8 protein-coding genes and 1 tRNA gene are annotated in these 6,097 nt (G+C 44.3%); 8 read left to right on the top strand and 1 reads right to left on the bottom strand.

All coding sequences use genetic code 11. The annotated features are described in order from the left end of the window. Positions 1-68: 68 nt before the first annotated feature. From dph2 to ACCM36_RS08625, 8 genes are all read left to right on the top strand, one after another. Positions 69-1,061, top strand: a complete 993-nt coding sequence (gene dph2, locus ACCM36_RS08660; protein ID WP_370573355.1) for a diphthamide biosynthesis enzyme Dph2 — start codon at positions 69-71, stop codon at positions 1,059-1,061. A gap of 17 nt (positions 1,062-1,078) precedes the next feature. Next, complete coding sequence (locus ACCM36_RS08655) at positions 1,079-1,681, top strand: METTL5 family protein (RefSeq protein ID WP_370573354.1); 603 nt, start codon at positions 1,079-1,081, stop codon at positions 1,679-1,681. A 133-nt stretch (positions 1,682-1,814) separates the two neighbouring features. Next, complete coding sequence (locus tag ACCM36_RS08650) at positions 1,815-2,543, top strand: exosome complex RNA-binding protein Csl4 (protein ID WP_370573353.1); 729 nt, start codon at positions 1,815-1,817, stop codon at positions 2,541-2,543. A 31-nt stretch (positions 2,544-2,574) separates the two neighbouring features. Beyond that, positions 2,575-2,853, top strand: coding sequence for a DNA-directed RNA polymerase subunit L (locus tag ACCM36_RS08645; protein WP_370573352.1), 279 nt, complete (start codon positions 2,575-2,577; stop codon positions 2,851-2,853). Between the two features lie 113 nt (positions 2,854-2,966). Beyond that, positions 2,967-3,542 carry a flavodoxin family protein gene (locus ACCM36_RS08640; protein ID WP_370573351.1) on the top strand — a complete coding sequence of 192 codons (576 nt, stop codon included), beginning with the start codon at positions 2,967-2,969 and terminating at the stop codon, positions 3,540-3,542. Positions 3,543-3,567: 25 nt separating this feature from the next. After that, the gene (gene pscS, locus ACCM36_RS08635) at positions 3,568-4,731 is read left to right on the top strand and encodes an O-phospho-L-seryl-tRNA:Cys-tRNA synthase (RefSeq protein WP_370573350.1); all 1,164 of its coding nucleotides are present in this window, start codon (positions 3,568-3,570) and stop codon (positions 4,729-4,731) included. A 93-nt stretch (positions 4,732-4,824) separates the two neighbouring features. Then, positions 4,825-5,748 (top strand): mechanosensitive ion channel domain-containing protein, encoded by a 924-nt coding sequence (locus tag ACCM36_RS08630; RefSeq protein ID WP_370573349.1) that lies wholly within the window; start codon positions 4,825-4,827, stop codon positions 5,746-5,748. Between the two features lie 36 nt (positions 5,749-5,784). After that, positions 5,785-5,856: transfer RNA gene (locus ACCM36_RS08625), tRNA-Gly, on the top strand. Positions 5,857-5,884: 28 nt separating this feature from the next. On the opposite strand, the gene ACCM36_RS08620 is transcribed toward ACCM36_RS08625, so the two are convergent. After that, a complete protein-coding gene (locus ACCM36_RS08620; protein ID WP_370573356.1) occupies positions 5,885-6,094 on the bottom strand; it encodes a hypothetical protein in 210 nt (69 codons plus the stop codon). Between the last annotated feature and the right edge of the window lie 3 nt (positions 6,095-6,097).

Raw genomic sequence — 6,097 nt, 5'->3', positions numbered from 1 at the left:
CATAGAAGTGACAACACTTGTGCGTATAGATGTAGATGAGCATGGCGTGCATATACTGGAGGACTAGGTTGGCAGACAGTGAAGCGTTTGATTTCCAGATAGCAAGGATCATTGATGTAATAAGAGATACAAATGCAACGGTAGTAGGTTTACAGTTTCCCGAGGGTTTCAAGCGCAGGGCTTCGGGAATAGCCCATGAGATAGAAGAAGCCACGGGTTCACAGATACTGATATCCGGCAACCCGTGTTTTGGGGCATGTGACATAGATGTTGATCTTGCGCACAGAGTGGACATACTGTTCCATTTCGGGCATGCTGTGCTTGATGACAGCAGCTATGCGCAAAATGTGTATTTCATTGAAGTCAGGTCCAATGCTGAAATAGAGAAAGTGGTGAACAAATCTCTGAAAAACCTTGAAGGTCAGAGGATCGGACTTATCACTACGGTTCAGCATGTACATAAGCTTCAGGCAGCATGTGAAATATTACGATCCCATGGTAAAGTGTGCGTGGTCGGGAAGGGAGATGCAAAAATAGCATATCCCGGACAGGTGCTGGGGTGTAACTTCTCCTCGGCAAGGACCGAGCCTTGTGATGAATACCTGTATATTGGCAGTGGTTACTTCCACCCTATGGGTGTGGCATTATCTACAGGAAGAAGAGTGCTCATAGCCGATCCCTTTGTAAATGAGATTAGAGAACTTGACATTTCAAAGGTCCTCAAACAACGCAGTGCTGTCATCGGAAAATCTCTGGATGCTACTCTTTTTGGGATAATCGTATGTTCAAAGCCCGGACAGGAACGCATGCAACTTGCGCTTAAGTTGCAGAACATGATACGTAAGCATGGAAAAGATGCCCGGATCATAATGATGGATCTTGTAACCCCCGACCAGTTACTCCAGTTCAAAGTGGATGCTTTTGTGAATACAGCATGCCCAAGGCTTGCTATTGATGAAGTTGGCCGTTTCAATGCGCCGATGCTCACTCCACCGGAACTTGAGATAGTGCTGGGCGAAAAGAAATGGGAAGATCTTGTATTTGATGAGATCACAGCCTGAAACTTGCAGGTAATAAAATGAAGCAGAGAAAACTTGAAATTATGCTGGAAAAGGTAAAAGGGTTCGAAAAACCTGATGTCAACCTTGAGCAATATGCCACCCCTGCCCCCATAGCTGCTGAAGTATTGCACTTTGCATTTATGCATGGTGATCTGCAAGGTACGGTATATGACCTGGGATGTGGCACCGGCATCCTTGCCATTGGTGCAAAGCTCCTGGGTGCTGAAAAAGTTGTTGGTTTTGATATTGATCCCAGTGCCCTGGAGATCGCAAGACAGAACGCAGCCATGATGGGCGTTGAAGTGGAGTTCGTGCAATGCGACATATCAGGTGTACCGGAACATGCAGATACTGCAATAATGAACCCGCCTTTCGGAGCACAGTCCAAGGGCAATGACAGACCTTTTCTGTCAACAGCCCTGAGGGTTGCAGATGTAACATATTCCGTGCACAATTGCGGAAGTCACAGATTCATTAAGAGTTTCATAGAACCTGCAACTATTAGTGATTGGTATGAAACTGGTTTTCCTATAAAACGAACATTTAAATTTCATAAAAAGGATGTAGAATTGGTTAAGGTTGAGATCTACCGGATAGTCCGGTGTGATGGCGACATATAATCTGCCGATGTTTGCAACTGCTTTATATAGCGGGAAATATATGTCTTGCAAACTGGTGTTCAATCATATCGATCTAATTTCATCATGAGGGATTCTTATTCGGATAAGGAACAGAAAAAAGGTTTCACGCAGGATGATCAAAGGCTCAGGCGAGGAATCAGAAGGTGTACAGTCATCGGAAGAAATGGAGCAGAAGGTGACTGAGGGAAAGAAAGTGGAGGTAGCTGAAGTGGCCAAAGCGCCTAAGAGCAGCATTGTAAAGCCTCCTGAGAAAGAAAAAGAGGAGGAGAACATGGATGAAAGTGAAATGGTCTTTGTGATGCCGGGCGATATTATTGGTACTACTGAAGAGTTTAGTCCGGGAATTGGAACTTTCCTGCAGGTTGCAGACATCCATGCTGCCTCTACAGGTGTTGTGAAGATAGACCGGAAAGCACGTATAATATCTGTTGTGCCCAGCACCAAGTATCCACCAGCTATTGCCATAGGAGATATCGTAATTGGCGGTATAACCGGCCTTAGAGAGAGCGTCGCACTTGTCGAGATAGCTGCTATAAAAGGCGAAGGTGAACGTGAATTCCAGAAAGTTGGAACAGCTGTTGTACACGTGTCAAATGTTAAAGATTCCTACTGCAAAAGACTGGATGAAGAATTCGCTGTAGGAGATATAATCAAAGCAAAGGTTTTGAACACCGAGAACATGCGGCTTAGTACATCTGAGAAGGAACTTGGTGTAATGAAAGCCCAGTGCTTCAACTGCCGTACTGTTATGGTCATGGACAATAACAAACTGAAATGCCCTGAATGCGGAAGAGTAGAGAGACGTAAACTCTCCTCAGATTACGGAACTGGCATTGTATAAAATAAAAATCTAGCTTATATGGGTGAAGTTCATGGAACTAAAGATCATAGACAAGACCGAAGATGAAATGCACCTTGAGATAAAAGGTGAGACACATACTCTTCTGAATATGCTGAAATCTGTGTTACTTGAAGATGCAAGGGTACACACTGCTTCTTATGATATGAAGCACGTGTCCATAAGCGAGCCAATCCTGTATATAAAGACAGACGGCACGGACCCTATAATAATTGTAAGAGAAGCTGCAGAAACTCTTGTCACACAGTGTGATGAGTTTCTTAGCGTTTTTGGCAAAGCCGTGGAAGTATAAATTATTTTCACGACGTTTGTTCTTTTTTAATGCTTGATACTGACATTCACTATTTACTGATATAAAGTGGATACTTAGTGATCTGTAAGTAACTGATTCGGAGATGCAATATCGTGAAAGTGGTAGCATTTAATGGTAGTCCCAGAAAAGAAGGCAACACTGCAACGCTCATAAAGTATGTATTTGAGGAGCTGGAAAAAGAAGGAATTGAGACCGAGCTTGTGCATATCGGAGGAAAAAGGACCAGAGGATGCACTGCATGCATGAAATGCTTCCAGAATAAAGATATGAAATGCATCTTCGATGATGACTTTGTGAATGAGTGCATCATGAAAATGGTAGATGCAGATGGCATTATCCTGGCTTCTCCCACGTACTTCACCGATATAACAACCGAAATGAAAGCTCTCATAGACAGAGCGGGATTTGTATCAAAAGCCAATGGTGATCTGTTCAAACGCAAGGTAGGGGCATCTGTTGTAGCAGTGCGCAGGGCTGGTTCGCTCCATGCTTTCACCACCATGAACAATTTCTTTACAATTGGTCAGATGATAATACCAGGTTCAAGTTACTGGAACATAGGTGTTGGAGGCGCTCCCGGAGATGTACAAAAAGATGAAGAGGGCATCCGTACAATGCGAACCCTTGGCCAGAACATGGCGTGGCTGATGAAAAAACTCTACAGTTAATTGTAGTAAAAACAGAGGAAATCCAATGGTACTTGATGAGGCAGCACTAAAGAAATTCGGGTTCATCCCACGTGAACCAAAGAATGCGATCAACATAGACCCCCTCCAGACAGCGGGCAAACTAACCGAAGATGCCAGGCGCGCCCTGCTGGAATGGGGGGATGGCTATTCTGTATGCGATTTCTGCGGCGGTGTGCTGGATCTTATCAAGAAGCCACCTATAGAGGAATTTGTACATAATGCCCTGCCAGAATTCCTGAATACAGATACCGTAAGGATCACACACGGAGCACGGGAAGCAAAGTTTGCGGTAATGCACTCCATTGCCCGGGAAGGAGATTATGTGGTGATGGATGAAGTTGCACATTACTCTTCTGTCGTTGCTGCCCAGCGCGCCCGGCTTAACATAAAAAAGGTACCTCATAGCGGCAGCCCGCAGTATATGACAGATGTGGAAGAATATGCCACTGCTATCGAGGAAGTGATAAAAGAAACCGGCAAAGCACCGGCATTGGCTCTGGTCACTTACCCGGATGGGAACTATGGGAACATTACTGATGTGCAGCGTATCTCTAAGATCTGCCACGACTACGATGTACCCCTGCTGCTTAACGGTGCATACGCCGTGGGAAGGATGCCAGTCGATGCAAAAAAGCTAGGTGCAGACTTCGTTGCAGGAAGCGGTCACAAGTCAATGGCTGCATCTGGACCCATTGGATTACTGGGTGTGAGCCAGGAATATACTGATATCGTGTTCAGGAAATCACCCACCAACAAGAACAAGGAAATAGAACTACTGGGGTGCACAGCCAGAGGTGCCACCATAATGACCATGATAGCCTCATTTCCCCATGTGGTTAAGCGGGTGAACAACTGGGACCAGGAAGTACAGAATGCGCGCTGGTTCTCCTCTAAACTGGAAGAAATAGGAATAATACAGAAGGGACAGAAGCCACACAACCATGACCTTATGTTCTTTGAAGCACCGGTCTTCTATGAAATATCCCAAAAAGCAAAGAAAGGAAGGTACTTCCTGTACAGGGAACTTAAGGAGCGTAACATCCATGGAATCAAATCAGGACTTACCAAATACTTCAAACTGAGCACATTCCAGGTAGGCAGAGAGAACCTGCAGTACGTCCTGGACTCCTTCCAGGGTATCATTGACAAGTACGAAATAGAGAAATGAAAAATATAAGAACTACCCATTACGTCTGTATCTTTTCATTAGACAGTGGAATAAATATTTTAATACAATACATGCCACATCAAGTGTATACTAATGGTTAAAGATTCAATTCTCCGGCCTTCCAGAGCGAAGTTAAATAAAGTAAAGATGAGATTCGCTCACGAGCAACTCAACAAAACGATATTGTTCTTTCTGATAGTGATACTGCCGATCATAGCTGTTGATCTGGCCGGGCGTCAGGAAATAATCCCTGTGCCCGAGGTATTGCTTAAGATACTGGAAGGGATAATCGTGATTCTGGTCTCCTTTGGTGGAGCTACCCTGTTCATAAGGCTTACCATCAACTTCATTATGAACCAATTCGAAGGTATCGGACAGCAGGAAGAGAGGATCCTTCTTAGCAAGCTCTACATCCTGGTTGTGTATGTGCTGGCTACAGTGGTCGTTTTCTTGCATATGGGCATTGGAATACAGAATGTAGCCCTGTTTCTGGGTCTGACAGCCACCGGTTTTGCCTTTGCTATCCGGGATGTGGTGCTTTCCTATATTATATGGTTCATGCTCCTGACAAAGAAGCCTTTCAAGATAGGAGATTACATAAATGTGGCTGGACAGGAGGGACAGGTAAAGCATATAGGCATGTTCTATGTGGTGGTGGATGCCTCTCCAAATACGTATGCAGACTACACCAAGATACCTAACAAGGTTTTCCTTGAAAAGCCTATCAGAAACTATGGTAATGATAAATTCTTTTCAAAATTTGAGTTCTACCTGGAAAGCGTTCCGACAGACATAATTGACAGGCTTGAGAGGATACGGGAAAAGGGCAGTACTTTGAAAGGTGCAGATGCTACTTTTTATCTTAACAGTGACAGCGATGGAGTTAAGATCACAGTGGAATTCAAAACTATCTATGAAGACAGGGATATCCTTAGAGACCGTCTGATGTCCATGATGCTTCAGGAATTGAACTTCAATCGTGAAACAATGTCAGCTGCCTCACCACAAACTCTATAATCAAAGAAGTAATATGAATTATGCTATTTTCATAATGCGGCTGTGGTTTAGTGGCTATGACCTGGGCTTCCCAAGCCTAGAACCCGGGTTCGAATCCCGGCAGCCGCATGAAAAAATAAAAACAAAAGTTATAAGCTCATTTTTTCTTAGATTTTTCCGGTATTTTCTGGTCCGGCGTGACCCCGTAGAATTTTGTCCTCGCTTTGCCCCAGATACAGCCGGTCTTGCCGAAGATCTTCAGTTCCAGGTTCTGTATAGCCTTGCAGATACCGTTACCTGCTCTTGCTCCTTTGCATACGACGCAATACTTTTCACAGAACACTGGTGGTTTTCCCTTTTCTGCCATATT

The sequence above is a fragment of the Methanomethylovorans sp. genome (genome assembly GCF_041305605.1).
Classification (GTDB): domain Archaea; phylum Halobacteriota; class Methanosarcinia; order Methanosarcinales; family Methanosarcinaceae; genus Methanomethylovorans.
Note: the sequence above shows the minus strand (reverse complement) of the source record. Positions and strands in the feature narration are given on the sequence as shown.

Bases quoted from the DNA above. Each gene is read 5' to 3' on its own strand.
- ACCM36_RS08650 (WP_370573353.1), top strand. From the start codon at position 1,815: ATGATCAAAGGCTCAGGCGAGGAATCAGAAGGTGTACAGTCATCGGAA.
- ACCM36_RS08630 (WP_370573349.1), top strand. From the start codon at position 4,825: ATGGTTAAAGATTCAATTCTCCGGCCTTCCAGAGCGAAGTTAAATAAA.
- pscS (WP_370573350.1), top strand. From the start codon at position 3,568: ATGGTACTTGATGAGGCAGCACTAAAGAAATTCGGGTTCATCCCACGT.
- ACCM36_RS08655 (WP_370573354.1), top strand. From the start codon at position 1,079: ATGAAGCAGAGAAAACTTGAAATTATGCTGGAAAAGGTAAAAGGGTTC.
- ACCM36_RS08645 (WP_370573352.1), top strand. From the start codon at position 2,575: ATGGAACTAAAGATCATAGACAAGACCGAAGATGAAATGCACCTTGAG.
- ACCM36_RS08620 (WP_370573356.1), bottom strand. From the start codon at position 6,094: ATGGCAGAAAAGGGAAAACCACCAGTGTTCTGTGAAAAGTATTGCGTC.